Source organism: Lacrimispora sp. (assembly GCF_032078915.1).
In the GTDB taxonomy this organism is placed as follows: domain Bacteria; phylum Bacillota; class Clostridia; order Lachnospirales; family Lachnospiraceae; genus Lacrimispora.
Map to the genome: position 1 here is coordinate 51,200 of NZ_DAMAUN010000013.1, position 24,993 is coordinate 76,192.

General features: G+C 44.0%; 24 protein-coding genes. 7 read left to right on the top strand and 17 right to left on the bottom strand.

Annotation, left to right across the window (positions count from 1 at the left end; translation table 11 throughout):
* Positions 1 to 15: 15 nt before the first annotated feature.
* The 15 genes from cutD to RT269_RS07570 form a co-directional block, all read right to left on the bottom strand.
* Positions 16 to 969 carry a choline TMA-lyase-activating enzyme gene (gene cutD / locus RT269_RS07500; RefSeq protein WP_313181617.1) on the bottom strand — a complete coding sequence of 318 codons (954 nt, stop codon included), beginning with the start codon at positions 967 to 969 and terminating at the stop codon, positions 16 to 18.
* A gap of 22 nt (positions 970 to 991) precedes the next feature.
* A complete protein-coding gene (gene cutC / locus RT269_RS07505) occupies positions 992 to 3,556 on the bottom strand; it encodes a choline trimethylamine-lyase (RefSeq protein WP_331664102.1) in 2,565 nt (854 codons plus the stop codon).
* 82 nt (positions 3,557 to 3,638) lie between these two features.
* A complete protein-coding gene (locus RT269_RS07510) occupies positions 3,639 to 5,135 on the bottom strand; it encodes an aldehyde dehydrogenase family protein (protein WP_313181618.1) in 1,497 nt (498 codons plus the stop codon).
* Positions 5,136 to 5,165: 30 nt separating this feature from the next.
* Positions 5,166 to 5,474 (bottom strand): BMC domain-containing protein, encoded by a 309-nt coding sequence (locus tag RT269_RS07515; RefSeq protein ID WP_038284016.1) that lies wholly within the window; start codon positions 5,472 to 5,474, stop codon positions 5,166 to 5,168.
* Between the two features lie 17 nt (positions 5,475 to 5,491).
* Complete coding sequence (locus RT269_RS07520; protein WP_025230287.1) at positions 5,492 to 5,788, bottom strand: BMC domain-containing protein; 297 nt, start codon at positions 5,786 to 5,788, stop codon at positions 5,492 to 5,494.
* Between the two features lie 20 nt (positions 5,789 to 5,808).
* On the bottom strand, positions 5,809 to 6,090 hold the full coding sequence (locus tag RT269_RS07525) for a hypothetical protein (RefSeq protein ID WP_313181619.1): 282 nt from the start codon (positions 6,088 to 6,090) through the stop codon (positions 5,809 to 5,811).
* A 4-nt stretch (positions 6,091 to 6,094) separates the two neighbouring features.
* Positions 6,095 to 7,093, bottom strand: coding sequence for a DMT family transporter (locus RT269_RS07530; protein ID WP_313181620.1), 999 nt, complete (start codon positions 7,091 to 7,093; stop codon positions 6,095 to 6,097).
* A complete protein-coding gene (gene eutM / locus RT269_RS07535) occupies positions 7,093 to 7,383 on the bottom strand; it encodes an ethanolamine utilization microcompartment protein EutM (RefSeq protein WP_025230290.1) in 291 nt (96 codons plus the stop codon). Before eutM ends, RT269_RS07530 begins: the two co-directional genes overlap by 1 nt.
* On the bottom strand, positions 7,373 to 8,347 hold the full coding sequence (locus RT269_RS07540) for a DMT family transporter (RefSeq protein WP_313181621.1): 975 nt from the start codon (positions 8,345 to 8,347) through the stop codon (positions 7,373 to 7,375). Before RT269_RS07540 ends, eutM begins: the two co-directional genes overlap by 11 nt.
* A 322-nt stretch (positions 8,348 to 8,669) precedes the next feature.
* On the bottom strand, positions 8,670 to 9,503 hold the full coding sequence (locus RT269_RS07545; RefSeq protein ID WP_313181622.1) for a MerR family transcriptional regulator: 834 nt from the start codon (positions 9,501 to 9,503) through the stop codon (positions 8,670 to 8,672).
* A gap of 236 nt (positions 9,504 to 9,739) precedes the next feature.
* Entirely contained in the window at positions 9,740 to 10,060 is a 321-nt protein-coding gene (trxA, locus tag RT269_RS07550; protein ID WP_025230293.1) for a thioredoxin, read from the bottom strand.
* Positions 10,061 to 10,348: 288 nt separating this feature from the next.
* Positions 10,349 to 11,494, bottom strand: a complete 1,146-nt coding sequence (locus tag RT269_RS07555) for a hypothetical protein (RefSeq protein WP_313181623.1) — start codon at positions 11,492 to 11,494, stop codon at positions 10,349 to 10,351.
* Position 11,495: 1 nt separating this feature from the next.
* Entirely contained in the window at positions 11,496 to 13,691 is a 2,196-nt protein-coding gene (locus RT269_RS07560) for a YhgE/Pip domain-containing protein (RefSeq protein WP_313181625.1), read from the bottom strand.
* 205 nt (positions 13,692 to 13,896) lie between these two features.
* On the bottom strand, positions 13,897 to 14,583 hold the full coding sequence (gene deoC, locus RT269_RS07565; protein ID WP_313181626.1) for a deoxyribose-phosphate aldolase: 687 nt from the start codon (positions 14,581 to 14,583) through the stop codon (positions 13,897 to 13,899).
* A gap of 19 nt (positions 14,584 to 14,602) precedes the next feature.
* Positions 14,603 to 15,712 carry an SIS domain-containing protein gene (locus RT269_RS07570; protein WP_313181628.1) on the bottom strand — a complete coding sequence of 370 codons (1,110 nt, stop codon included), beginning with the start codon at positions 15,710 to 15,712 and terminating at the stop codon, positions 14,603 to 14,605.
* A 259-nt stretch (positions 15,713 to 15,971) separates the two neighbouring features.
* Here RT269_RS07570 and agaB point away from each other — a divergent pair, with 259 nt between their 5' ends.
* The 6 genes from agaB to RT269_RS07600 all read left to right on the top strand — a co-directional run bounded on the left by agaB (position 15,972) and on the right by RT269_RS07600 (position 20,298).
* Positions 15,972 to 16,448, top strand: a complete 477-nt coding sequence (agaB, locus tag RT269_RS07575; RefSeq protein ID WP_313181629.1) for a PTS galactosamine transporter subunit IIB — start codon at positions 15,972 to 15,974, stop codon at positions 16,446 to 16,448.
* Positions 16,449 to 16,579: 131 nt separating this feature from the next.
* A complete protein-coding gene (locus RT269_RS07580; protein WP_313181631.1) occupies positions 16,580 to 17,365 on the top strand; it encodes a PTS mannose/fructose/sorbose/N-acetylgalactosamine transporter subunit IIC in 786 nt (261 codons plus the stop codon).
* Positions 17,352 to 18,143 (top strand): PTS system mannose/fructose/sorbose family transporter subunit IID, encoded by a 792-nt coding sequence (locus RT269_RS07585; RefSeq protein WP_025230299.1) that lies wholly within the window; start codon positions 17,352 to 17,354, stop codon positions 18,141 to 18,143. Before RT269_RS07580 ends, RT269_RS07585 begins: the two co-directional genes overlap by 14 nt.
* Before the next feature lie 241 nt (positions 18,144 to 18,384).
* Entirely contained in the window at positions 18,385 to 19,134 is a 750-nt protein-coding gene (locus RT269_RS07590) for a GntR family transcriptional regulator (protein ID WP_313181632.1), read from the top strand.
* Between the two features lie 69 nt (positions 19,135 to 19,203).
* The gene (locus RT269_RS07595) at positions 19,204 to 19,641 is read left to right on the top strand and encodes a PTS sugar transporter subunit IIA (protein WP_313181633.1); all 438 of its coding nucleotides are present in this window, start codon (positions 19,204 to 19,206) and stop codon (positions 19,639 to 19,641) included.
* Between the two features lie 3 nt (positions 19,642 to 19,644).
* Positions 19,645 to 20,298, top strand: a complete 654-nt coding sequence (locus RT269_RS07600; protein WP_313181634.1) for an HAD family hydrolase — start codon at positions 19,645 to 19,647, stop codon at positions 20,296 to 20,298.
* Between the two features lie 55 nt (positions 20,299 to 20,353).
* Here RT269_RS07600 and RT269_RS07605 read toward each other — a convergent pair whose 3' ends face one another.
* Complete coding sequence (locus RT269_RS07605; protein WP_313181635.1) at positions 20,354 to 22,108, bottom strand: ABC transporter ATP-binding protein; 1,755 nt, start codon at positions 22,106 to 22,108, stop codon at positions 20,354 to 20,356.
* Positions 22,105 to 23,832 (bottom strand): ABC transporter ATP-binding protein, encoded by a 1,728-nt coding sequence (locus RT269_RS07610; RefSeq protein WP_313181636.1) that lies wholly within the window; start codon positions 23,830 to 23,832, stop codon positions 22,105 to 22,107. Before RT269_RS07610 ends, RT269_RS07605 begins: the two co-directional genes overlap by 4 nt.
* Before the next feature lie 285 nt (positions 23,833 to 24,117).
* Between RT269_RS07610 and RT269_RS07615 the strand changes: the two genes are divergently transcribed.
* The gene (locus RT269_RS07615; RefSeq protein WP_313181638.1) at positions 24,118 to 24,957 is read left to right on the top strand and encodes a MerR family transcriptional regulator; all 840 of its coding nucleotides are present in this window, start codon (positions 24,118 to 24,120) and stop codon (positions 24,955 to 24,957) included.
* Positions 24,958 to 24,993: the final 36 nt, after the last annotated feature.

Here is a 24,993-nt window from a genome sequence, read left to right on the forward strand (position 1 = left end):
GCCTTTTCCCCTTTCTTAGTGCTTCACCACAGTAACCGGAAATTGATATTCCTTCATCCAGCTTTCAATCCGGTCTAAATCTTCCGGACTTAAGCTTGGATCCCCTTCAATGGGATATTTCATATCAAGCTGATTGTATTTGTTAACGCCCAGCTTATGATACGGAAGTAAATCAATTCCTTTAAAATTTTTGTAGTCACGGAAGGGCATTAAGAATTTAATGACCTCATCGATCTCTTCCCGGCTGTCATTGATGCCCTTTAACATTGGCATGCGGACTTTCACATTATAACGGTGGTGGAGCAGTTCCTTTAAATTGGTAAGGATCTGTTCGTTGTTCACACCCACCAGTTCATTGTGTCGGACAGGATCCATATGTTTGATATCAAACAGGAATAAGTCCACATACTCTGCAATTTTTAAAATCGTTTCCGTATTTGTATAACCGCAGGTCTCAATTGCCGTATTGATCCCTTCCTGCTTGCAGGCCATTAACAGATTTAAGGCTGCTTCCGGCTGGGCAGTCACTTCACCGCCGCCAAGAGTTACGCCGCCGCCTGAAATATCATAAAAGGCAGAATCCTCTTCCACGATTTTAAGCAGCTCTGAAATGGTCTTAACCTCTCCGGCAATGGTCAGCGCTGCATTGGGGCAGACATTCTTGCATTTCATGCATCCAATGCAATCCTTTTCCCGCTGGATTTCATGTTTTCCCGTATCTTTGGATATCACATGGATTCCTACGGGGCACACATCAGCGCACGCCCCGCAGTTTACACAGGAATTTTGCTTATACATCACCTGGAATTTCCGCACCATTCCTTCTGGATTGGAGCACCATTTACACCGGAGCGGACAGCCTTTAAAGAATACCAGGGTTCTGATTCCCGGCCCGTCATACATGTTGTACTTCTGCACGTTAAAGATAAACGCTTTACGCTCAATCTCTCCTGTCGTTCCATGGTCCATTGTGATTGATCTCAACTTTCTTTTAGAAATGTGTCAGCATGGTTCTGCTTATGATCTCATCCTGTACATCCTTGCATAACTCTACAAAGAATGCGCTATAGCCGGCTACGCGGACGATTAAGTCGCGGTACAGCTCCGGATGCTTCTGAGCCTCAACTAAGGTATTGTTATCCAGGTAGTTGAACTGCATCTCGCCGTTTCCTAACATACAGGCCGTACGAAGAAGGGTGATAAGGCTTTCTTCCCCTTCCTGAGTATCCAAAAGGCCAGCCATGATCTTAAAGTTATGAACCATGCCGATGTTCATGCTGTCATTGGACATCTTGGATACGGACTTGATGATTGCAGTCGGGCCTTTGAAGTCTGCACCCTGGGTCGGGCTGATTCCGTCAGAAAGAGGCAGCCATGCATTACGGCCGTTGGCAGAAGCGCCTGTCATCTGTCCGAATGGGGTGTTATTGGAAATGGATAAGGTACCATGGCTTAATACAGAGTATAAGGTCTTATATTTTCTGTGTTCATGCTCTGTAAAGTCAACCAGGTCAGCTGCAATTAAATCTGCATAATCATCATCATTTCCGTATTTTGGAGCATTAAGGCAATCGGTGCGGATCTGGTCATATCCCACAAAGTCAGCCTTTAACGCTTCGTTTATCTGCTCTAATGTATATTTTTTCTCTTCGAATACAAGCTTCTTGATTGCTGCCATGGAGTCTGCATAGGTAGCAAGACCGGACCATACCACGCCAGGTCCGAAGTTGTACATCGCACCGCCTGCGGATACATCCTTGGCTTTTTCCATACAGCCTTCGTACATGATGGACATGAGTGGCTTTGGAGCTAAGTCTCTGTGAACGCGCTGGGAAATTACGGTAGCAACATCGGTCCACTTTGTAATATATTTGATTTCTTCTTTTACAGCTGCTTCAAACTCTTCGTAAGTTTTGAAGCTGCTTAAGTTACCCATATCCGGGCAAACCTGCTTGCCATACCATAAGGGAGCTCCATGGTTTAAGACAAGCTCGATACAGATCGGCCACTGGGTATAAGCAGTGGATGTCCACTGATAGAGACGTCCTGATTTCTGAGGCTCTACACAGCCCATCAGGCAGTAATCACGAGCATCCTCAATGGATACGCCTTTTGCAAGCATCATCTTGATGTGGGCATCGTCAAAATGGCAGGCTGGGAATCCCATACCGGAACGAACCACATCTACGATCTTTTTCATGTACTTTTTCGGGGACTTGTTGTGGATACGGCATGCAAGTGATGGCTGGTAAATCTTTACATGACGGACTGCATCCATAAGTAAGTAGGTTAATTCATTGGTGGCATCGTGTCCGCTGCGGGTCACACCGCCTACGCACATGTTTACGAATGGCTGGTAGCCTGCGAAGAATTTGGAACCGCCTTCACTGGTGATCCACATCATCTCAGACATCTTGATCAGCATACAGCCGGCAAGCTCAAATGCCTGGTAATCATTCATACGTCCGGATTCGATATCATCTTTGTAGAATGGATACATATACTGATCCACACGTCCGATGGACATACCGGTCTGGTTTTCTTCCACTACGAGCAGGGATTCGATGGTCCATACTGCCTGGATTGCCTCCCAGAAGGTTCTTGGCTTGTGAGCAGGAACGTAAGCATTTACTTCAGAGATCTTTAACAGTTCTTCCTTACGCTTTGGATTGGTTTCCTTTGCTGCAAGCTCTGCTGCATAATCGGAAAGTCTCTTTGCGTAGATCATAACGCCTTCTGTGGTATCGATAATGGATTTGTAGAAATAAATCTTCTCAATATCATCAGGATTCTCATAATCCAGTTCATTTAAATGGTCCTTGGCTTCCTGCTGAATATCCAGCATACCCTTCTTCATAAGGATTACGTCATAGCCGGGGTTTGAGTCTCCGCCGCCGTTGATGGCATGATAGGAGCAGTCAGATACAAAGGATTCTCCGGATAATTCCCAAACGCCTGCCTCACGGTACTGATCTTCACAATACTCATCAACCGATTTGCCGGACCAGTATGGGAACAGCTCTTCTTTCATGATTTTCTTGTCTTCTTCGGAAATATAGAATGGATCCTGAGGACGTGTTCCGATGGTGTCGATCTCATCTACCATCCATCTCCATGCGATATCCGGAGAGAATGCGCCTGCACGGGGAGCGCCGCAGGGAGCACCTACGATGAGCTCGTTGTCCTGAATGACCAGGGGAGCTGTCTCGCAGCAGTAACGGAAGCATTTTGCACGAAGCATGATCTTTGGCATACCAGGGTTTTCTTTTGCGATCTTGGTAATAGCCCTTGCACGGTATGTTGTAATCGATGGTTTATGCTTTAAATAATTTTCCTTTAAATTCTGGAGTCTGGGAGTAATGCCATCCGGTATCTCTATTCCTCCCTCAAAGCTTACTGCCGCCTGGGAAGCAGGCTCTTTTTTGTTGATTTCATCGGAAACAGTTTCAAACATTTTCATCAGAGAAGCTCTTTCTTCTGGTGTCATGTTCTTCGTTGCTTCCACAAATTTATTTGAAAATTCACGAATATCCAATCTGGTTTCCCTCTCTTTCAATTATTTGTCGCCTAATGAATCAAGCGGATATGCTTGCATATCCAGTTGATTCACAAATTCAAGGTTGAAAGACGCTTTTCTTTCAACACTTATCATCAAGCTCCCTGGACAAGGTTTCTAAAATTTGTTTCAGGAGCGCTTTTGCATCTTCGCTTCCTCCATTTGTCTCAGGAGCTTTCCCATGTACGCCCGAAGCGTTTCCTGTAAGCCCAAGGAATTCTTTCGCATCCCGGACTCCATATCCCACGTTCCGGATGTAGATGAAATTCATGGGTGAAACGTTATCAGCCGTAATTCCGGCGCCTGTCGTAATACTTCCAAGGGTCATGGCCGGAAACAGGTTCGTAGTTGCTCCCATGCTGCCCAGGGTGGCAGGTGTATTGACAAGAATTCTGCCCACCGGCTTCTTTAAGGCGAACTGGCGTATTACTTCTTCATTCCTGGAGTGGATTACCAGGGTGTGTCCATGGCTTTCGTTAACCAGAAGACTCATGCATTTCTCGCAGGCGTGCATCCAGTCATTTTCGATGTAATAAGCCAGTACGGGGCACAGAAGCTCCTTTGCAAACGGATTCCTGTCAGAAATATACTTCTGTTCGGAAACCAGCACCGTTGTGGAATCAGGCACCGTAAATCCTGCTCTGACCGCAAGTTCTGTTGCAGGTCTTCCCATGATTTCCGTATCCGCCTTCCCACTTTCCAGACAAAGGAGGTCGATCAACTTTTTCTCCTCTTCCCCATTCATAAAGTAGGCGCCGTTCTTAAGCATCTCGGCTTTTACTTCTGCTGCAATGAGGCTGTCTACCACCATATACTGCTCGGCCGCAGACACGATCCCGTAGTCAAAGGTACGGCTTGCAATGATATCCTCTACCGCCTGTCTTACATCGGCAGTCCGTTCCACAAAGACCGGTCCGTTTCCCGTACCGCCGTAAATATAAGGTTTTCCGCTTTCTGCTGCCTCGCGGCACAGCTCCGGTACTCCGGTGTTGACTACCATGGCTGCCGCCGGATGGCGGATCAGTTCCAGGGTTCCTGCCCTTGTCACTGTCTTTAGATACCCGATGGCTCCTTCCGGAAGCCCACAGCATTTTCCTGCTTCCATCAGCCGGTCGATCAGCCTGCCCGTTACCTTCCTTGCCCTTTCATGAGGCGCGATAACGATGGGATTGCCGGACTTAACAGCGATTAAAATGTTATAAATCGCGGTAGAAACCGGGCTCACTGCCGGCGTCAGGGCGGCAATCACACCAACCGGAACGCCTACTGACATGGTTTTAAGCCGTGAGTCTTCTTCTAAGATGCCGACACACCTCATATCTTTTAAGCGCTCCGGCAGGAAATTGCAGACAAAGGTGTTCTTCACGTACTTGTCCTGGAAACGTCCATATCCGGTCTCTTCTGCGGACATGACCGCCAGTTCCTCCGCCAGTTCCTTCGCTGCCGCAGCCAGGGTGCCTGTAATGAGATCAAGCTTTTCCTGGGGGAAGGTAAGCATGGTCTCTCTGGCTTCCCGTGCACTTTCCATTAAAATCCTTGCCTCCTGTATGGAGAGCAGGTCTTTATCTACAAAATTCATTTTCGATTCTCCCTTCATCCGGGATGCCTGCTATTCCTGTTCAGGAGCAATGCTTAAGGCATATCGTCTGATGATTTTTTCAAGATGGGGATGAGGTCTTGGAATGACTACGGAGCTGTAAACATCCGCTCCCATATCCTTTACTGCCTTAATTCCAGCTTCTACAGCCGTCTTGCAGGCTCCCACATCTCCCCGTACTAAAACAGAAATATAACCGGAAGCTACATTTTCATAGCCGATGAGTTCCACATCTGCCGCCTTGCACATTGCATCCGCCGCTTCGAGAACAAATACCAGACCAAATGTTTCTATTGAGCCTATGGCTTCATATCTTTCCATATACTGTTTTCCTTTCTCTATGCGTCTATATCGTGTACGGATACAATGTCTCCGACTTCTTTGATCGGCCTTGGCATTACATTCTTTGCTGTCAGCTTGCCGATTGCTGCTGCCGCTTCTGCACCTGCCTCTACGGAGGAACGTACTGCTGCCACATCACCCTTTACCATAATGGTCACCAGGGTGGAACCTACGTTTTCATAGGAAATCAATTCTACATCTGCTGCCTTAAGCATTTTGTCTGCTGCTTCCAGTGCAGGAACCAGTCCAACGGTCTCTACCAGGCCTAAAGCTTCTTCGCCGTAATATCTCACCTTTGTAAACCTCCTCTATGCTATTTGCGGTATTTCTTATCCACATATTTGTCAACTGCGCTTCTTCCGTCATCATTGATTTCGTAACGCATGCGCAGCTCCCCGTTCTGATCTAAGTCATAGCTGCATAAGCTGACCATACCGTTTGCTTCCAAAGACATGACATGATCCATGTAACGATCTTTGGTAAACTGGCGCTCTCCGCCGTAAAGCGGCTTTAAAGCCTCCATGATCTGGGCAATATCCGCATTTTTTACTCCATATAAATAATTTAAAACCGCTGTTCTTGCAGGTAATAACATTTCCTTATTCCCCTTTCCTGAATAAATCCAGTGGATTCATGGTTACCAGAATCGCACCAAATACGATTACAAAAGAACCGATTACAATCGTAGGTGTCACTGCCTGTCCCAAAAACAGGATACAGAAGAAAACTCCCCAGAACGCATAGGTTACATTTAAGGACATTCCCACAGCACATCCAACGGTGGAATTACTCTTATACCAGCAAAGGAAAGATACTGCGGCACTTAAGCCGGATACTACAAGCCAGATGGCTGGTATTCCTGCCATAAGTGTTCCGCCAAGAAGTCCCAGGCCGCCAACGATAGGAAGGATCACGAATAAATCCAAAACACCTGAAATCAGCTGGCGTAAGTTTACTGCAACATCGGTATCGATCATGGCTCCACCGTAAGTGGCAAATACACCCTCCAGGGCCCAGCAGATAGCTGCGACAAAGGAGAAGATAATTCCCAGTGTAAAGTTATCGCTGCCTTCCGGCTTTGTCCAGTTGATGATGATGGCACCGGCCACACATACCAGCATACCCATCATGACTCTCTTGGTGATTTTCTGTTTTAAGAAGATCCATGCAAAAATTGCTCCGAATAAACTGCATAAAGCGGAAATCGGAATCGCATAGGCACCGGCCATGGCAAGACCTACCAGATAAGCGCCATTGGCAATGGGACCTCCGAGAATGGATCCGATGACAATCATTTTACCAGGGAATGTATTAAGGCTTCTTCCCATCTCACGGATACGGCCGCTTTTTGCATTATAAGCAGTCAGCCAGATTCCTGCGAAAAGATCGTTTAAGCCGGAGCACACATATGGTCCTGCTAAAAGTCCTGCCGCACTGACAAGAGGTTCATAATATCCGGCCACCAGGACAAGTACGGTATAGATCCCGTATGTCAGTCCGGATAATGCACCGGTTGTCATACCGGTTGTCCTGAATTTTTTATTGACTGCCGCCATTTTTGCATCCGCGGATGCAGATGTCATTCCTTGGTTACTCATTATTTACACTCCTTTTTCTCTTTCGGAAGAATGGTTTCAACCTCAGCGTGAGGACGAGGAATTACATGAACGGAAACCAGTTCTCCAACTCTCTGGGCTGCAGCAGCACCTGCATCGGTCGCTGCCTTTACCGCACCGACATCACCTCTTACCATAATGGTAACAAGACCGCCGCCGACAAATTCTTTTCCTACCAGAGTAACATTTGCTGCCTTTACCATTGCATCTGCAGCTTCGATTGAACCGATCAGGCCCTTAGTCTCGATCATTCCTAATGCATCAAATTTCATTGCTTACTTCCTCCTTTTTCATGAGCAATTCAAATGGGTCTACGGATACTAAAACCGCGCCCAAAATGATAATAATGGAACCAATGATGATAGTCGGGGTCAATGGCTGTTTTAAGAACAGGATACAAAACAGCACACCCCAGAACGCGTAGGTAATATTCAGTGACATTCCCATGGCGCAGCCTATTGTACTGTTGGATTTATACCAGCACAAATAGGAGATTGCGGCGCAAAGTCCGGAAACCAGCAGCCACATGACCGGCGGCAGTGAGAACAGGGTGCCTTTTAAAAGTCCCATGCCTCCCACCATCGGCAGAATAACAATCAAATCCACAATACCGGATAATAGCTGGCGGATGTTGATTACCACATCGGTATCCAGCATGGCGCTTCCGTAAGCTGCGAATACACCTTCCAAAGCCCAGCCGATGGCCGCAACAAACGCACAGATGATCCCAAGGGTAAAATTAGTGCTGCCTTCCGGCCTTACCCAGTTGATGACAATCGCTCCAACCACACAGATCACCATTCCAATGCCTACTCTCGGCACGATTTTCTGCTTTAGAAAAATCCTTGCAAACAATGCTCCAAAGAGTATGTACATGGCGGAGATCGGTATTGCGTAAGCTCCTGCCATGGCAAGTCCCATGAGGTATGCCCCGCTTGCTATGGGTCCGCCCACCAGAGAGCCGATAAGAATAATTTTTCCCGGGAACAGGCGTAAGCTTCTTCCGATTTCCCGGATTCTTCCGGTCTTTACGTTATAAGCGGTCAGCCAGATGCCTGCAAACAGATCATTCAGGCCCGAGGTTACATAGGGAGCAGCAAACAACCCAACCGCTCCGGCAAGAGGCTTGTAATAACCGGCAATCAAAACGAATGTGGTATATAACCCATACATAAGACCGGATATCAAACCTGTTGTAACGCCAATTGCTTTAAATTTTTTTCGTGCTTCCGTCATTTAAGTTTTCCTTCCCCAATTGGTGCTGCACAAAATTCAAGTTAGCATGTTTCTCTGCTTTTTTCTTCACGTTCAGCTGAAAACGTTTAGAAAACACATCACGCCAGTTAATGTTACTAATTTTACGTAGTCGCTCTGTGTTTTTCTATGCATTTAGTATAAATCTTCCCCCTAGGGGAAATGTCAACAGGTTTTTAAACTTTTTTATGCTCCAAATATTGGGAGAAGCGCTTCCAGCCCGGAAAACAAAAAAAGGGCCCCCCTGGTACAGCACATTTCTGAATACTGTATCCAGGGAAGCCGGCCGTTAAAACATGCTCCCTTATTCTCTGTATATCGGAACAATGATCTCTGAAACAAACTCTTCCCGGTTTCTGGTGGTCCAGTAATCCACCACATACCGTTCGAAGCTTTCTTTCCCGCACTTATAGCCCCTTTTCCCCGCCCATTTAAGTATTTTCTCATACTCTTCATCAATCGTTTCATGCTTTCCGATATGATAAACCGACGCAGCCATGAACCCTCCAAAGACCTGGCGGTTCAAGCAGTTCCTGCATGGATGAATGGCCTGCTGCATGATTCTGGTGCGGCTGCATTTGCCTGCCATCTTTTCCTCAAATGAATCAAATTTTAAAATTACCGGCCCTGTGATCTCATTCTCAGCTGACTCTAAGTGATTGGTCCATTCTATATTGATAATGGACTCCATGTAATTGTAGTCAAAGTCCTGCTCCATGCCGCAATAGGTCGCAGGCTGTATATACTTTACGGCAACATCATTAACATCATTCTGGAGCACCAACTTGGCTTCCTGTATCAGCTCATACCAGTCCTTAACCGCTATATAGCTGTTATGGATCTGCTGCTCCTGAAGGCATAACTGGTCAATCTTATTCCGGAAATTCTGTTCCAGGTAATAATAATTATTTCCTTCGACAAGCCCCTGCATCTCTTCCAGTTTAAATCCCATTTGCTTGTAGTATTTCACCACCGGAACAGTCAGAAGGGACTCTTTGTTATAATACCGGTAGCTGTTTTCCTTGCAGATCATATCCGGAGATATGATACCGATCTTATCATAAAATCTCAAAGCTTTTGTAGATATGTTGCAGATCTTACTCACTTCCCCAATTGAGTACAATTTTTTTTCTTTCATTGAAACCCCCATAAGCATATGCCTTATCTATGTGTCCATTAATAGTTTCCCTCTTCGATTACGAGTTTATTTGTACTGATTAACTTAGTATAATCCTTCCTGTATAGGGGAATGTCAACAACTACTTATGTTATCTATTTTATACGAAAAAGAAGTCAACCGGAAGCAGTAAAAAATTGTAAAAAAAGACCACCAGACGTTCCGGTAACCGGAAGACCCGTGGCCTTTGCTGTATTTTATCTTAATTTCTCGATCATTTCAAGAACTTCTTTCTTGGATTTTACTCCTACGGAAGTGACTGCCGCCTTTCCATCCTTAAAGAGTACAAGGGTTGGAATGCTCATAACCCTAAACTGTCCTGCTAAGTCCGGCTGCTGGTCAACATCTACCTTGCCTACCTTAACACCGGGAAGATTCCCTTCAGCAATTTCATCTATCACCGGTGCAAACATCTTACAGGGACCGCACCAGGTCGCCCAAAAATCCACCAGCACAATGCCGCTGTTATCTGCCACTTCTGTTTGAAAATTCTCCTGTGTTAATGTTAAAACTGCCATATTATGTTCCTCCTTCTTGACTTGCTTTTTGTGTATTCACGAAAAGCGCCTTTTATTCATAATTATCTACATTACTCAAAATCCGGGAATGCGCCGATCCTATAATGAACCGTACATCCTCTGCAATGTTTTCCAACTGACGGTGCTCTTTTTTATAGTTTTATCATAATTTTCTTAAATATCCCCGCTTTTTGGATGATTGCCTGGGATAACTGTAACTTTGTGAGTTTCAGTATCTTTACTGTTATTATAAAAGTTACAGTTGTATTTGTCAATAGATTTTTTTATTTACTTATAAAAGTCAAGGCCTAATTGCCCGGTTCTTTTTAGAAACTCGTCCTTGGCCTTCTGCAATCCGTCACCGGAGGATTCCTCAGCTGTCTCAGACAGTCTCCCATATTCCAGAGCATCAGAAGAGATCTTACCGCCTTCATATCCTCCGCTCAGCTTCAGTCCAAGCTCAAATCTTTCATTATGATATGTAATATTCAGCTCAGGGATCTGGAATGCCCTTTTCCCTTCCTTCCCATTGCCAAAATAGACCTTTGCGCTCATATCAAGCTTCCGTTCGCGAAGCATTACGCTTCCTGCCGCTGACAGCCCTCCATTAGACTCCAGTAAAAGGCTCATATCAGTCAGGCCTTCCACTTTGATCTCTGTGATATGCAGCCCCTTGTCAATGGTAAAGAGTATTTCCTGAGTCTCTCCCTGGGTCTTCCGTTCCTCTAACATCTGTCCCCATTCTTTCATATCTTTTCCCGGCCCCTCTTTAAGCAGTTCTCCTATCTTGCTTAAATAGGCGTCAAAGAGGCCGGAAGGGGCTGATGCTTTAATGATTACGCCGCTCTTATCCCTTCTGACAAATTCCATATGACTCTGGTTCATCATGTGGATGGTATCCTTTTTTAAGGTTTCGAGCTGATCTCTTAAATGATTTCTCTCTTCCGGGACAATGGAAAAACCAATAACCTCTTTTAACATATCCTGGCTGGTTCTTATGGTCGGTCCTTTCATCCCAGGTATGGATATTACGGCATTATCTCTGTCAGCCCAATAATGGACTCCGTCCCTTATGGCCCCAAGAAAATACACGTCAAGGCTTCCCTGGGTAAAGGTATGTTTTTCATCCCTTTGCTCCTTCCAGTTGATGCCAAACCCTCCCGGTAGTATCAGCACAGAACGGCCATTCCAATCCACTTCATCCGCTATGAGCTTCAGAGAGTCTTCCTCTGCCTCTTCTCCCTCCTTGTCTTTGCCCCATAGATCCAATAACCGTCCCCTGGTTTGCAGTGCCGAACGGGTCAGGTAAAATCTTGCATAATGAATCGGAAGATAGTTCCATACCCAAACACCGAGAACGATTAAAAGCAGTACCACCCCGCCGGCCCAGGCCAGCCGCCGTCTGATTCCCGGCGGTTTTTTTTCCTTTCTCATCTTACATGATCCCTGTTTGGCTGAGTTTTTCTTCAAAAAATTCATTCAGTTTTAACACCTTCTTCCGCAATACAATTCCAACCAACAGTGATATAGGAATATAGACCAGTACATTTCGTATATCTTTCCAATAATCATTCCCATAAGTACCTCCCACACACTCTCTCATTGCATTGATGAGATGAGTAAATGGAAGCAATGGGTATACCATCTGGAAAAACCGGGGAGTTACCTGTATGGGAAACGTGCCGCCGGAGCCTGCCACCTGAATGACCATAAAGACTACTACGATCGCTTTGCCCACGTCCCCAAAGGAAACCGTCATGGAATAAGTGATATTGGTGAATATAATACTGGCTGCCACAGCTGCCAGCACAAATTTTCCCGGATAAAGGCACTGGATCTTTAACATATACAAATCTCCCAAAGCCACCACAAGCGCCTGGGCGATTCCAAACAGCATGAAGGTAAGATACCTTCCAAAATAGGTTTCATACAGCTTAAGTCCTGTGGATCTGTTCTCTTCCACCTTGGTTTTTAGCAGAGCCACCAAAATGAGTCCTCCCACCCAGATGGCCAGAATGGTATAGAACGGGGCCATGGCGGAACCATAAGTTTCTACCGGGTAGACTTTATTGGTAACCATATCCGTAGGCATCTTCATAAAATCACTGAGCTGATCCGGGTCATTCTTCATGATGTCCATGATCTTATTTAACTTCTCATTATCCGCCAGCTTGTTCACGCTGTCGATCATATCATCCACCCGCTTCTGGCTCCTGTTCATCAGGCTGACGGCGCTGTCCAACGCTTCGATCAGACTCTGGGATGAGGCTGTTACGCTGTCAAGGGTGGTATCGATCTGTCCTACCATGCTTCCAATGCTGTCTAAAGCTCCCGCAGTAGTACCCAGGGCATCATAAGTCTTATCCAGGCTGTCTTTTAAAGGAATCTCCACCTTACCGGTATAAAAGTTCAGAACGTCTGATATGGAGTTGGTGACCCCGTCAAGAGTGTCTCCGATATCCTTCTCCATGGTATCCGGCAGCCGCTTTGTCTGTTTTACAGTCTGCTGTGCAGCCTGCAGCTTCCTGACCAGTTCCTGCTGCTGCTTAACGGTATCTGAAAGCTTTTGCTGAAGAGTTGTTATATCTTTTAAGGGAATAGGAAGCTTCTGGTTAATCGTCCCTAAAACCTTGTTTACGCTATTGCACTGGTTGATGCTTCCTGTGACCAGATTTTCCGTGGCTTTTAATGCATCAATTGCTCCGTCAGCGGATGTGTCCGTCAGCTTGCCGATTACCTGAAAAGACTCATACACGGATTCCTGTACCTGGTTGATATTATCCAGGGTATCTCTAATACCTCCTGTCATTGTATCAGAAAATCCTCTGGAGGAATCGATCAGGGTTTTTGCGCTTTCAGCCGTTTGTCCGCCGGAATCGATCATTTTGCTCACATCCGGGAGAGTTCCCTTCATGCCGCCATTTAAGCTGTTGACGGTGCGGAGAGTGGACTGGAGCATGGTAATGGTATCTACCAGCTGATTCAAATCTGTTTTTACATCCGTAAGAGTGCTGACAGCATCGTCTCTGTCCGTTTCCTTGTCAGTATCCCAGTTGGTTGAATATTTGTTTAATGCCTTCCCAGCCACCTTTGAGGTAGAATTAATAAAGGTTTCATTAATTTGCTGCTGTACGCTCTCCACCCCTTTGCCGGTGATCTTTGTGGCAATGGCGTTTTTCTTCTCATTTACATAATATTCAAGCACCGGGCGCTCAATGTTAGAGGTAAGGACACTTGATATCTTCTGGCTGAAATCCTCGGGAACGATAACTGCCGCATAATATTTCCCGGATTCCACTCCATCGATTGCTTCTTCCTTATTGACGAACTGCCAGCCTATCTGTTCATTCTTTCTAAGCTCATCCAGAATCATTTCACCAATATTAATGGAAGAATCATCAATATCCGTGTCAAATATATCGTCAATTGAAGCCCCCTTATCCAGGTTGACAACCGCAACCTTAAGACCCTTTGTATTGGCATAAGGATCCCAGCTTGCTGCGATGTTAAACCATGCGTATAAAGCTGGAATCAGTGTGAGTCCCAGCGCAATAATGACTGCTACCGGATTAATCGCAATGCGTTTTATATCACCGGCAAAAATTTTAAATATGTTTTTAACATGAACCATGTGTGCCTCCTTGGTATATCAGTAAAGAAATTTAGCATTTCCGTATTATAATATTTTCCCGCGACAAAAGCAATGCCTGTTTCCCATTATCTTATTAAAAGGTGTTAAAAAAGCCGTTAAATAACCCATTAAGCAGAGCATAATCGGTCATTTAACAGCTTTTCACTTCAGGGATTAAAAAATACTTCTCAAGGGGCATTCCGGCTTACATACGTTTCTTAAGCTCTTCCACGATAAAAACACTTGCCGTAGAACCGATTCTGCTGACTCCAAGCTCTATCATCTGAAGGGCAGTATCCAGGGTCCTTACACCTCCTGCCGCCTTGATCTTAATTTCATCTCCTACCATACGCTTCATCAGTGCCACATCTTCAAAGGTCGCCCCGCCAGTTCCAAAACCAGTGGAGGTCTTAATATAATCCGGATGCACGTTCCGCGCGATCCTGCACAATTCCTCTTTCTCCTGGTCTGTAAGATAGCAGTTTTCAAAAATCACCTTAGAAATTACCTTGTTTTTTCTGCAGATTTCCGTTATCTCTGCCATTTCCTTTTCTATGAAGCTGTAATTTTTCTCTTTTAGCTCAGTAATATTGATCACGTAATCGATCTCATCAGAGCCGTTTAAAATGGCTGTCTTTGCTTCATTCCGCTTATCTTCTATGGTTGTCTGACCTAACGGAAATCCCACCGCAGCACCCACATGGACAGGGCTGCCTTCTAAAAGCTTCCGGCAGCGGACCACCTGCGCCGGGTTGATGGCTACCATCTTAAAGCCATATTCCATGCTTTCCTCGCAGAGCGTCACAAAATCCTGATGGGATGCCCAGGCTCTTAACTGAGTGTGGTCAAAATAAGCGGCAAGTTCTTTCTGGCTGATCTTAATATTCCCCATAAATAGTCTCCTTTAAGAATCAATCTTCCTCATCCTGACTCTCATAATTTTCCGTCTTACATGCGGCAGTATCTTTCATCTTCTTTAACAGAGGATGCTGCTTCCAGCGGTTTAGGGCTGTCGTTGCCTGATATGCAAGGATCTGGAAAAACGGCAGGAAGCATAAGGGGGTTAAAAGCTCCGGCAGCTCCACCGGAAGGTTTAAAATCCCTTCTCCGGTGTATCCAGGCTGATTGGTTATTAAAAACGCCCTGTCAGTTACCTCCCTGCAGGCTTTAAAAATGGTCTGGATCCGGCTGCTGCTGTTTCCTCCGTCAATGAGAAATACCGTATATTCCGGAGTCATCTGAAGATTGGGTCCATGGAGGAATTCCTCAGTCTCATAAGCTGCAGAAGGGATCTTTACCGTCTCACCTAACTTTAATGCACCTTCCAGTGCCGTGCCGTAATTAGCGCCTAATCCGCACACATAAGCATTTACCATGGAGGTAAATTCCTTATAATGATCCTCATAGAATTTCAAGGTTTCCTTTTGCACCGTCTCATGAATCCGGGCCGCCTTCTCCATATCCCGGCATACCGATTCTGCCTCTTCCTCTGTCTTCAGTCCTTTTCTTACGGCAGCTTCAAGGGTAAACAGCATCAGAAACAAGGCAAACGAGGTCACACCCTTTGTCACATAACCTACGGTTTCCACTCCAACCCCATAATCAATCAGCACATCCGCATAATCTTTCATATCACTGGAGATACTTCCTGTAATTCCGATTGAGGTGCGCCCCTGCTCGCGGATCATCTTCAGCGCGTCTATGGAATTGGTGCTGTATCCGCTCTGTGAAACAACAAAAACAAAGTCCCTGTCCGTAAAATCATGTTCACTGCTAAGAAAGGTGAAGGGAGATATGATCTTTACTTCAGACTTTAAATAATACCTCATAAACTGGCGGGCGCAGTACGAACCATTATAGGAGGACCCGGAAGCCACGATCCAGACGGTTTTGTAATCTCCCTTTTCATATTCTGCGATCAGCGGAGCTGCCAGCTTCTTCCGGTTTTTAATATTATTAAGCATTACCTCAGGAGACTCTTCCACATACGTCATCATTGTTTCTTTTATTTTTTCATTCATTTTGTTACCGCTCCTTTTTTCGTTTTAGTAAAAATGAGTCAGAAAGTATTTTGTGCAATAATTATATCATATCCCTAAGTATAGTCAATAATGTATCGGAAACATACAAATAATTGTAATTACATATTGACAAACTTTCCCCATGATACTATTATTTATTTATACATTATTTATACTTTTTTAATAAAAGAGAGTGAAAATATGAAAAATAGTACAAAATATCAAGGGGATACAAAATTTCAAAAGGAGTGACAAACATATGCCCAACATTCTATTAACAAGGATCGATAACCGGCTGGTACATGGTCAGGTGGGATGCTCCTGGGTGGGAGCCATCGGATGTAATCTGATCGTAGTAGCAGACGATGAGGCTGCAGGTGATCCGGTCCAGCAATCTCTGATGAAGATGACCGCCGATTCCACCGGCGTGGGGATCCGATTCTTTACGCTTCAAAAAACAATTGAAGTCATCCATAAAGCAGCGCCAAGCCAGAAGATATTTATAGTAGTAAGAAATCCGCAGTCTGCAAGAGTCCTGGCAGAGGGAGGAGTTCCCATCGATAAGCTATGCATCGGCAACATGCATGTAGCTCCGGGAAAGAAAGTGTCCAATGAGCCTCATGTATATCTGGATGAACAGGATTTAGAAGACTTGAGAATGATTCGGGGAAAAGGCATCGATGTGTATATCCAGATCGCTCCCGGAGATAAAAAGCATGATTTTGAGTTGAAGTAAAACTATTCGTCAGGTTTAGGAAGAATGAGATGAAATACCCTGCAGGCATACCTTTATGCCTGGAATCGCATAAGCAATAATGATGAAAACCGCAGGAAGAAACCTGCGGTTCAATAAAAGGAGGGTTTTTTATGCAAATTACTTTAATCCAGGGGATTTTGCTGGCTTTACTGGCCTTTATCTGTGCCTGTGACGCCTGCTGGGAAGCCTTTTTCTGGTTCCGTCCCATCGTTGTCGCCTTCTTCGCCGGAATAATCCTGGGTGATGTTCAGATCGGTCTGGCTGCGGGCGCCGTTGCAGAGCTTTCTTATCTGGGACTGCTGACCGTAGGCGGTACCGTTCCGCCTGATCCTCTGATGGCAGGCATGATGACAACAGTCATCGCATTCACCACTGGACAGAGCGCAGAAACAGCTCTGGGACTCTCATTGCCCTTCGCTTTGCTGGCACAGTGGGTCGGAATTATCTGCAATACTACCTTTGCAGGTTTTTTACGTCCCCTGGATCACGCATGCGAGAACGCAGACACAAAGAAATTTACACAGATCGTTCTTCTTGGACTTGTAATTAAAGCGGGAATCTACGCTCTGATCACGTTTCTGTCTGCCTTTGCATTACATAACCAGATCGCAGGATTTGTAAACATGTTCCCGGAATGGCTGATCCACGGATTCGAAATATCCGGCGGCCTGCTTCCTGCAGTCGGTCTTACCCTGCTCCTGGTTGTAATGCTTAAGAAGCAGAACGTGGCATATCTTTTTATTGGCTTCTTAATCATGACTTTCTTAAAACTGGACAATATCCTTCCGGTAGCTATCGCAGGAATCGCCGTTGCATTCATTGGTTATCTCAATGATGAAACTATCAAAAAGAACGCCTTAACGGTAGGAGGAGGTGCTGACGATGACGGTATCTAGAAATAAATTGGACAAAAAAGATATCAATAAGATGAGCATGCTTTCTATATTAGAACAGTCCTGCTTCAGCTTTGAGCGTATGCAGGCTCCCGGTTTCTGTCTTGGATTGCTTCCCGGATTAAAGAAGATTTACGGTGACCAGAAGGAAGAAATCTCAGATGCCATGAAAAATAACATGGACTTTATCAATACCGAACCCCACATGGCAACCTTTCTTCAAGGTCTTGTCCTTTCCCTGGAAGAAAACGGACAGGACAGGGCTCTGATCAAGAGCATTAAAACCGGTCTATTCGGCCCTCTGGCCGGACTGGGAGACGCAATCTTCTGGTTCACCCTGCTTCCAATATCAGCAGCCATCTGCTGTTCCCTTGCAAGCGGCGGCTCTGTACTGGGTCCTATCCTTTATATCGCTATCTGGTTTTTAGGCGCCATATCAAGATTGTGGTTTGGCCGTATGGGATATAACATGGGTGTGGGGGCCGTTGATTTAATCAGTTCCAATGCCAGCGCCATTACAAAGGCAGCAGGCATCCTGGGCATGATGGTGGTAGGCGGGCTGATCCCAAGCTACGTATCCCTTCATTTTGCCGAAACGCTGGTAGCTCCCGGCGGCGTATCCATACAGGCAATCTTTGATTCCATTATGCCGAACATACTGCCTTTAGGGTTTGTATTTACCCTTTACTGGCTGTTTAAGAAAAAACATGTTAATACACTGATGCTGATTATTCTTATCATCCTTGTATCAATCGTATTGTCTTTCTTTAAAATCATGTAACTCACGGAAGGAATCAAATCGAATTCTGCCGGGGGCCGTACAGGAAGAGCTGGAAGAATTTACCGTCTCCTGTATGGCCCCTTCCGTTATGCAGCAAAAAACCACATGGAAAAGGCGGCTTCTGATACCGTTAAAAGCACCGAGTGGACATCTATATGGATATCCGTTAAAATAACATTGCAGGTAAAATTTCCCGATGATATACTGTACTAATGGGATTTCCTGTTATGGAGGTGTATACATGAAGTTTGAATTTATACGAATTGATAAATATAGTCCGGTTCCATTGTATGAGCAGTTAAAGGGCTGCCTGATTAATGCAATCCGAAGCGGAACCCTGATTCCGGGACAAAAGCTGCCCACAGAGGATGAATTATGCCGCAAATTCGGCATCTCCCGCCCTGTCGTCCGGCAGGCCTACGGAGATTTAAACAAACTTGGAATGCTGGTGAGAAAGCGTGGCTCCGGAAGCTTTGTAAGATCAAATACAGACCGGGGAATCTATTTGATGCAGCTTGTCAGCTACCGTGAAGAACTGGCCATGATCGGTATGGCGCCTGGAACCGATTTAAAGAAGAAGGAAATCATCCCTTACCATGTCCCGGTTTACGAGAAACTGCGTTTGGATCCCAAACAGCACTGCCTTCATCTGGAGCGCATGCGCTATGCGGACAAACGTCCTTTTACTTTTATTGAAAATTTTGTTCCCATGGATCTGTTTCCAGGAATTGAAGCCTATGATTACGGAACAGACTCTCTTTACCGCATTATGAGAGAAGTGTATGGCATCTATCCGGCCAAGGCGGTCAGATCCATACGGGCAGAAATCATCGCCCCGGCACAGGCTCACCTGTTTCACATAGAGAAAGGCTCTCCGGTGCACATGCTGGAAAGCATCGCCTACGACCAATATGAACGCCCTATCGACTACAGCATTGAAACTTATCCGGGCAACACACACCGATTTGACTTTGTCGTATACAGGGATTAGAAATAAATCGTGAAATGCCCGGAAGTCATACCTATATGCCCATAAAACGAGGGCAGGAAAGAGGAAACTATGATTGGAATCATTATTTCAGGCCATGGAACATTTGCAACCGGAATCTCAAGCGCAGTGGAACTTCTCACCGGCCATCAGGATTTTATCGTACCGGTAGATTTTAGGGAGGAGCATAGCGAGGAACAGCTAAAGGAGAATCTAAAGGCCGCCTTTGACCGCTTAAAGGACTGCGAACAAGTTCTTGTCCTATGCGATATTCTGGGAGGCTCCCCTTTTAAAAATGCAGTAATGTTAAGCATTGGGGATGAACGGATAAAGGTACTTTACGGAACGAACCTGGGCATGACCGTAGAACTGGCAATGCGCTGTATGATGGGCCAGATACCGGAAGCAGACACGCTGGCAGATGAGATGATTGAAATAGGAAAAACGCAGATCGGAAAATACAAATATGAGCCGGTAGAAGCGTCTGAGGACTTTGAGGAAGGAATTTGACCAATGATAAAAGCAGTTATATTTGACATGGATGGGGTTCTGATCGACAGCGAGATCATATATTTGGACCATATGTATGAGAAGCTGAAGCTTAAGTACCCCCAGATCAACAGAGAGGCGCTGTTTGCCGTGGTGGGATCCACCACAAAAAGGACGATGGAGATTGTAAGTGACGTGATCGGAGAGGATGTGAATTCCCTCACGTTCCAAGAGCTATATACAGGACTTTGGGCTGATTGCCGCCCGGATTACCCTTCCATTTTAAGAAAGGAAGTCCCGGAGATTTTAAAGGAGCTTCACCGCAGAGGTTATCAGGTGGCACTGGCATCTTCTACCAGCAGGGCAGGGATCGAAGATGTGCTCACGTCCTGCGGAATAAAAGGTGACTTTGACTACATTGTAAGCGGTGAGGAATTTAAGGAAAGCAAGCCTAATCCCGAAATTTATCTCCATACGGCAGACACCTTAAAGCGCGAGCCAAAGGAATGCCTGGTGGTGGAAGATTCTACCTATGGGATCATGGCCGGTCATGGAGCGGGAATGACCGTTGCCTCCATCATTGATGACAGGTTTGGTTTTGACCGCAGTCTTGCGGATTATTCCATAAACGGGCTTTTTGACGTATTGGACGTACTGGATGAATTGAATATCAGATAAACCAAAAGCAGGCTCTCAATTACGGGAGCCTGCTTTTAAAAAACATGAACTATATTTAAGCTTGATTTTGGAACTGACTCATATACAGTTTTTCATAAAATCCTTTCTTAGCTATTAATTCATCATGGGTTCCCTGTTCAATAATTGATCCGTTATTCATAACAAGGATTAAATCCGCATTTCTAATCGTAGAAAGACGGTGTGCAATAACAAAGCTTGTTCTGCCCTTCATGATATTTTTCATTGCTGTCTGAAGCATTAATTCAAGTCTTGTATCTACGGAGCTTGTCGCTTCATCAAGGATTAAAATAGCAGGGTCTGCCAGGAACGCTCTCGCTATTGTTAAAAGCTGTTTCTCACCGACTGATACGTTTGAGGATTCTTCATTTAATATCATATGGTAGCCATCTGGCTGTGTTTTGATAAAATGATTTACATTTGCTGTTTTTGCTGCATTTTCAATCTCCTGCTGCGTTGCATCCTCTTTTCCGTATTTTATATTATCTGCGATCGTTCCGTTAAATAACCAGGTGTCCTGTAACACCATACCAAAGATAGAGCGAAGATCATCCCGTTTCATATCCTTAATTTTCACACCGTCAACCTTAATTGCGCCTTTATTTACGTCATAAAAACGCATTAAGAGGTTAATAAGCGTGGTTTTTCCGGCGCCAGTCGGGCCTACGATTGCTACCATCTGACCGCTCTTTACGTTAATATTCAGATGCTCAATGAGCATTTTATCTTTGTTGTAACCAAAAGAGACATCTTCAAAGGCAACATTTCCCTTTAAGTTCTCGATTCTTACCGGAGCAGAAGCCTCCGGGACCTCTTCTGTTTCAGAAAGAAACTCAAATACTCTACCCGAAGCTGCAATTGCAGACTGAATGGATGCAGATAATTGTGACACCTGCTCCAGCGGCTCATTTAACTGCCACATATATCGGATAAATGCCTGAAGCTGTCCAACCGTTATGGCACCTGTAATTGCAAATGTTGCACCTAATATGCAGACAGCTACAATTGCAAGATACGTAATGAAAGAAATTAACGGTGACATCAACCCTGATATAAATTGTGCCTTAAATCCGTTTTCACAAAGATTATTGTTGATCTCCTTAAACTGTTCTATGGAATCTTCCTGCTTTCCATATAGTTTGATTTCGGTTAACCCGGTATACCTTTCCTGAATGTAACCATTTAAATCACCAAGTGCAGCCTGCTGTTTACTAAACATAACGGAAGAACGCTTCATGATATACCTCATAATCAAAGCACTTCCCGGTATCAGTAAAACTGCAACCGTACCCATCATCGGATTAATATAAAACATTAGAACTATTGCTAAAATAATGGATAAGAAAGCACTCAGTATTCTTGATAAACTCTGCTGCAGCGCATTTGACATGGTATCGATATCATTTGAGATGATACTGAGAATATCTCCGACGGAACGTTTATCAAAATAGCTGATTGGCAGCTTTGCAATCTTTCTCTGGACATCATTTCTTAAATCACGCATTGTATTTTGTATACCATTGGTCAAAAAATACTGGGAGCCAAAGCTGCTAAGTACGTTTCCGATATAGATGGCAAGCAGCAGTTTTAAGATATTAATAATATAGGAAAAACTGATGGCGGCCCCAGGAACTTTGTTCGCGATATCCACAACATCATCTTTTAGTCTGGTCGTAATGAAACCCTCCACCATTGGCGCTGCTGATAAGAAGCCGGAGTATGCGATGGTAAGGAGAATCGCCACGATAAAAAATTTCAAGTATGGTTTTATATATGGATATAATTTTCTCATCGCTCCAATTCCTCCTTTGTTAATTGTGAATCCGCAATTTCATAATATACATTGCACGATTTTAATAATTCTTTATGGGTCCCCATACCTACCACTTCGCCCTCATTGAGAACGATTATTTTATCTGAATTCATGATGGTACTAATTCTTTGTGCCACAATGAATACAATGGATTCTTTTGTTTCATCCTTAAGGGCGGCTCGTAAGGTAGCATCTGTTTTATAGTCAAGCGCAGAAAAGCTGTCATCAAAAATGTAGATTTCAGGCTTTCTAACCAATGCTCTCGCAATCGAGATCCTTTGTTTTTGTCCTCCTGATACATTTTTTGCACCTTCACTTATAAATTCCTGTAATTTGTCCGGCTTATTCTGAATAAACTCTTTTGCCTGCGCGATTTCAATTGCATGATCTATTTCTTCCTGCGTCGCATTGGAGTTGCCGAATTTAAGATTATCTTCTATGGTTCCTTTAAATAAAAAAGCTTTTTGAGGGATAAAGCCAATCTTTTGACGGAGCGCCTTTAAATCATAGTTACGTGTATCCACACCATCAATTTTGATGGAACCGCTTGTCACATCATAAAATCTTGGAATTAAATTAATCAATGTGCTCTTTCCGCTGCCCGTACTGCCGATAAATGCTACGGTCTCCCCTTTGTTCGCAGTAAAAGATACATCCTTTATCACCGGGAGCTCACCATCCGGATACTGGAACGTAACATGGTCAAATTCAACCACACCTTTATTATCAGCTGTAATGCCCTCAGAAGGATTATTTACTAACGGCTCTTCATCTAATAACTCCTGAATGCGGTTTGCAGAAACCTGCGCCCTTGGATACATTACAAATACCATGGAAAACAGCATGATAGAGAACATAGCATGAAACTGGTACTCTAAGAAAGCTACTAACTGTCCGACCTGTAACGTTCCTTTATCTATCATTAAGCTTGATATCCAAAACACGGCCATCATTGCAAGATGCAATAAGAAGAAAAAGGCCGGCTGCGTAAATGACATGATTTTAAATAATTTCTTCGAATTAGTGGCATAGTCGTCATTGGTTTCTGCGAAACGTTCTGATTCATATTCACTTTTTCGAAAAGCTCTGATCACACGTACCCCAGTTAAGTTTTCTCTTGAAATCCGATTCAGCCGGTCCATGCCTTTTTGCTGTTTCTCGGAAAGCGGATTGGTTAATTTGGCAATGATAATGACGCCCGCCACTATAAAGGGAAAGCTTCCTCCAATAACCATAGAGAGATTAATACTGGTTTTGATCGTCATAAAAACACTGATAATAATCATGACCGGTGCCAAAAGTGCAGTCCGAAACAACAGATTGGAGAACAGCATTAACTGAAATGCATCATTCGTTGTTCGGGTAATCATGGAAGACACACCAAATTTATTATATTCTGTATGGGAAAATTTCTGCGATTGTGCAAAAACATCGTTTCTGATATCCCGGATCATATAGGTTGAAATTCTAGATGAAGCGAAAGTTAATAAAATGGTGCCTGCACCTCCAAGAATGCAGACAATCAGCATGATTCCTCCCATTTTCTTAATATAAGCGATATCACCATTGCCTATTCCGTTATCAATCATCCACGCCATAACCGTGGGAATGCCCAGTTGTACTACTACGAAACTAAAGATTCCTATGGTGTTTAACAGAATTAGCTTCGGATATCTTTTCAGATATTTTAACATTAATTTCATAACATGACTCCTTTCCCTTTACTGTATAAATACATATATAATTTCAGCTACAATCCTTGACAGGAAAAGGCTGCTTGACTATTATAAACTATAAGGTTGTCTTATAGTCAAGAAAAATAAACTCCAAAAAATCACTTATCTTTATTGTTTGATATTTCCTGCTTTTTTAATACCTGCTTTGTAGAGATAAAACATATATATGTCAAAGAAATAATCAGGTTTGTGCCAATGCTGCGGCTGCAAACATGAAATTCGTAATATGCAGCATAGAACTGAGGTAATTTAATGTCAAAAGATAAAAATGAATATTTAACAACTGGTGAGTTTGCAAAAATCTGCGGAATTCCTAAGCATATTTTATTTCATTACGATCAGATCAAGCTTTTTCAGCCTGAGATCATAAAAGAAAATGGTTACCGCTATTACTCTTTCCGCCAATTCGATACGTTTTCTATTATCTCTGCATTAAAAAGGCTGGGAATGCCATTAAAAGAAATCAAAAAGTATATGGATGAAAGAAATCCCGTAAAGCTGGTAGATTTACTGGAACAAAAGTCAAATGAAGTGTCTAAGGAAATTAAAAAGTTAAAAAACACGAAACGTGAGATCGACTCCCTTAAGGAATTAACAGAAAAGGCCTTATCCGTGGAATATAATACCATAGGGACGGCTTATCATAAAAGCATGAAAGCGCTATGCAGTACCTTAATGGATAATGACAATGACAACTCTTACCCGAATTTTTTAACAGAGCTGATCGCATTCCGTAATAACAGCAATGCAAGCATGATAGATTTTCTGGGAGCATCGCTTACCATTGATAATATCCGTGATAAAAGATTCGACAGCTTTTCCTATCTGTATACAAAAACGAATAATGCTGATAAAAAAAACAACACTCTTGTGCGAAAAGAGGGTTGGTATCTCCAGGTTTATTATAAGGGAAGTTACCGAAGGATCAGTGAAATGTACACAGAGATTATGCAGTACGCAAAGGACCATAAGATAAACCTCGGAAAAAATGTTTATGAGGAGTATCTTATATTTGAGATTGGCACTAAAAACAGAGACGACTATGTTACGTTAATATTGGTAGAAATTGAGGATGACTTGCCAATAAAATAAAAGGCCCGGATAATCATCAGAGCCTTTTATAACAGT

Coding starts and splice junctions, on each gene's coding strand:
- cutD (WP_313181617.1), bottom strand. CDS start 969: ATGGACCATGGAACGACAGGAGAGATTGAGCGTAAAGCGTTTATCTTT.
- RT269_RS07510 (WP_313181618.1), bottom strand. CDS start 5,135: ATGAATTTTGTAGATAAAGACCTGCTCTCCATACAGGAGGCAAGGATT.
- RT269_RS07515 (WP_038284016.1), bottom strand. CDS start 5,474: ATGGAAAGATATGAAGCCATAGGCTCAATAGAAACATTTGGTCTGGTA.
- RT269_RS07525 (WP_313181619.1), bottom strand. CDS start 6,090: ATGTTATTACCTGCAAGAACAGCGGTTTTAAATTATTTATATGGAGTA.
- RT269_RS07530 (WP_313181620.1), bottom strand. CDS start 7,093: ATGAGTAACCAAGGAATGACATCTGCATCCGCGGATGCAAAAATGGCG.
- eutM (WP_025230290.1), bottom strand. CDS start 7,383: ATGAAATTTGATGCATTAGGAATGATCGAGACTAAGGGCCTGATCGGT.
- RT269_RS07540 (WP_313181621.1), bottom strand. CDS start 8,347: ATGACGGAAGCACGAAAAAAATTTAAAGCAATTGGCGTTACAACAGGT.
- RT269_RS07545 (WP_313181622.1), bottom strand. CDS start 9,503: ATGAAAGAAAAAAAATTGTACTCAATTGGGGAAGTGAGTAAGATCTGC.
- trxA (WP_025230293.1), bottom strand. CDS start 10,060: ATGGCAGTTTTAACATTAACACAGGAGAATTTTCAAACAGAAGTGGCA.
- RT269_RS07555 (WP_313181623.1), bottom strand. CDS start 11,494: ATGAGAAAGGAAAAAAAACCGCCGGGAATCAGACGGCGGCTGGCCTGG.
- RT269_RS07560 (WP_313181625.1), bottom strand. CDS start 13,691: ATGGTTCATGTTAAAAACATATTTAAAATTTTTGCCGGTGATATAAAA.
- deoC (WP_313181626.1), bottom strand. CDS start 14,583: ATGGGGAATATTAAGATCAGCCAGAAAGAACTTGCCGCTTATTTTGAC.
- RT269_RS07570 (WP_313181628.1), bottom strand. CDS start 15,712: ATGAATGAAAAAATAAAAGAAACAATGATGACGTATGTGGAAGAGTCT.
- agaB (WP_313181629.1), top strand. CDS start 15,972: ATGCCCAACATTCTATTAACAAGGATCGATAACCGGCTGGTACATGGT.
- RT269_RS07580 (WP_313181631.1), top strand. CDS start 16,580: ATGCAAATTACTTTAATCCAGGGGATTTTGCTGGCTTTACTGGCCTTT.
- RT269_RS07585 (WP_025230299.1), top strand. CDS start 17,352: ATGACGGTATCTAGAAATAAATTGGACAAAAAAGATATCAATAAGATG.
- RT269_RS07590 (WP_313181632.1), top strand. CDS start 18,385: ATGAAGTTTGAATTTATACGAATTGATAAATATAGTCCGGTTCCATTG.
- RT269_RS07595 (WP_313181633.1), top strand. CDS start 19,204: ATGATTGGAATCATTATTTCAGGCCATGGAACATTTGCAACCGGAATC.
- RT269_RS07600 (WP_313181634.1), top strand. CDS start 19,645: ATGATAAAAGCAGTTATATTTGACATGGATGGGGTTCTGATCGACAGC.
- RT269_RS07605 (WP_313181635.1), bottom strand. CDS start 22,108: ATGAGAAAATTATATCCATATATAAAACCATACTTGAAATTTTTTATC.
- RT269_RS07610 (WP_313181636.1), bottom strand. CDS start 23,832: ATGAAATTAATGTTAAAATATCTGAAAAGATATCCGAAGCTAATTCTG.
- RT269_RS07615 (WP_313181638.1), top strand. CDS start 24,118: ATGTCAAAAGATAAAAATGAATATTTAACAACTGGTGAGTTTGCAAAA.